Here is a 1,487-nt window from a genome sequence, read left to right as displayed (position 1 = left end):
CCAGGAGAGACCACCACGCACCATCCTGCGGCTCGAACCCGAAGCCCTCAGGTGTCCAGAGCTTGCCGCTGTGCATGTGCCATCCTGACCAACCTGGGAGCTCGAACCGGTTGAGAATCCGCAGCAGCTTGTAGGCCGAGTACGGCACGGCCGTCTTGCCTGAAAACCACGCATAGACCGTGCGCTCGGTGACCTGAAGAGTGCGAGCCACGTCAGGTACCTTTAGGCCAGCGTCCAGGCAAAGGACTTTGAAGCGGGCCGCAATAGCGGCTCGCTGACTGGTGTTCTTTTTGGGCGGTCGGCCATCGGGTCTTTTTGAACACAATGTGCACTTTTTGGAGGAATTCTTTTTCACTGAATTTCCTTCAATTAGACACCAATTGAAGACCGCTTTGCAAAGCGCGAATTAGCTCCTGCGAGGCGCAAGCAATTAGCCACGCGAGAACCAATAGGGGGAGGGCGCCATCGCTCAATTCGGGCACCGCTTTGCAGGGGCGCTTCGCCCCCTCCCTACGCTTCGCTCCGGCCCCCGAACAGCCCTCCAGGTGGCCTCGACCTCAAGTTGAGCCTTGAAGCTGGCACTGAGCTCAGCCACGGCCGCGAACAGAGTCCGCGCAAGCAGGTTAGGGTGGTGCTGCCCCACCCAGACCAACGCATCCTCAGGACTACGGAACGCAGCCCGCCACTGTTGAGGAAGTCCAGGCTCCCCCGACTCCAACACAGCCCGCAACTCAGCCCGGGCAATACACTCGCTATCAGCCATTTCAGCTCTCCTACAGTTGAACTTGGTTAGGCCCTCGGGCGTGCTCCAACACCCCCGGGGACCGACTTAATCAGCAGGTTTGGAGTCGACCTCCTTTCCGTCGACCAGAACGACGCCGGCACCGTCAGTCACATCGGACCAGACCTGCGCAGCGATCGCTGCGACATCGGCCTTGCGAGGCCTGCCGCGCTTCTTAGCAGGAGGAGCAGGCTCGACAGCAGGCGGCGCGGGAAGGGCGCCAGAACGCACCAGAAGCCCTTGGAGGAGCCCCGGGCTACCCGAGGAGCCATCAGGAGCAAAACGACGCTTGAAGGCCATCTCATAGCTGCGAGAGGACACACCTCGATTCAGAGCCTTCGTGGCCAACCGAGAACTACGCTTCATGAAGAGACCCCTGCTAGGTTAGTGGCCGCTGACGGCCTGCTACGTTATCGATAGCATCAGAGTGAGGCAGCACGCCAATCTGATAATTCCGTGTCCTAAAGTGTTTTAAGAACAAGTTAGGCGGCGCTGCGCGCCGCCCCGCGGGCTTCGCCTCCGCGTGGCCGGGCGCCGCGCCCGCCGCCTCGGGCATATCCCCGCAGGCGGGGCCCCTTCCCGAGACGTCGCGCGCCGCTCCCTGCGCCTGTATCAGCTGCTCGAGGGCGTTTGCACGGGCGTAGAGCGTCCTGAAGGATCGAGCCTGACGGACCAGGAGAGACCACCACGCACCATCCTGCGGCTC

2 protein-coding genes are annotated in these 1,487 nt (G+C 61.9%); both read right to left on the bottom strand.

Annotated elements, in window-relative coordinates:
- The coding region (locus tag HMPREF2757_RS02425) for a hypothetical protein (protein WP_218079063.1) at positions 1-211 on the bottom strand (211 nt) is incomplete at its 3' end.
- A gap of 618 nt (positions 212-829) precedes the next feature.
- On the bottom strand, positions 830-1,147 hold the full coding sequence (locus HMPREF2757_RS11595) for a hypothetical protein (RefSeq protein WP_070544378.1): 318 nt from the start codon (positions 1,145-1,147) through the stop codon (positions 830-832).
- Positions 1,148-1,487 lie beyond the last annotated feature (340 nt).

This window comes from Brevibacterium sp. HMSC063G07 (assembly GCF_001810665.1).
Lineage (GTDB): Bacteria > Actinomycetota > Actinomycetes > Actinomycetales > Brevibacteriaceae > Brevibacterium.
Note: the sequence above shows the minus strand (reverse complement) of the source record. Positions and strands in the feature narration are given on the sequence as shown.

What these genes read in the sequence shown, in the direction of transcription:
- HMPREF2757_RS11595 (WP_070544378.1), bottom strand. Translation starts at nt 1,147, where the DNA reads ATGAAGCGTAGTTCTCGGTTGGCCACGAAGGCTCTGAATCGAGGTGTG.